This window comes from Neorhizobium sp. T25_27 (assembly GCF_002968565.1).
Taxonomy (GTDB): domain Bacteria; phylum Pseudomonadota; class Alphaproteobacteria; order Rhizobiales; family Rhizobiaceae; genus Neorhizobium; species Neorhizobium tomejilense.
In genome coordinates, this window is record NZ_PVBJ01000038.1 from 1 (window position 1) to 435 (window position 435).

Annotated in this window: 1 pseudogene; it reads left to right on the forward strand. The window is 63.7% G+C overall.

Going from position 1 to position 435, the window contains the following annotated elements:
• Positions 1-435 (forward strand): annotated as a pseudogene (locus tag C5J24_RS31610) (chemotaxis protein); the annotation flags it as partial.

A 435-nucleotide genomic window follows, 5' to 3' on the forward strand; every position in this document is an offset into this window, starting at 1 on the left:
GCGCTGGACCTCTACGACCAGGCGCGTCTTGCCGCGCCGGGCACGATCGTCGAGGAGGCGGCGTTGCGCCGCTCACTCGCCATTTGCGTCGACAAGGGGATGCTCGACAGGGGAATGGCCTATTCGCAGCGCTATGTCCGTCGATTCCTGCATTCGCCCTATGCCAGCCAGTTCGCCGATCTTTTCGTCACCCTCGTCGTTGGCCACGATCACGACGTGAAACCACAGGATGTCATCGACATCCTGTCCTTCATGGACGCACCGCGCCAACGCGAGGTTTATCTGCGCATCGCCCGCGCCGCCGCGATATCAGGCAAGCCGGAGCTGGCGCGCATGGCAGTCGGACGTGTGCAGTCGCTTGGCGGCACCGACAATGCTTTCGGTCCGCTCGCGGATTTCTATGGCGGCATGGCCGGCCTTCCCACGGAGGATATC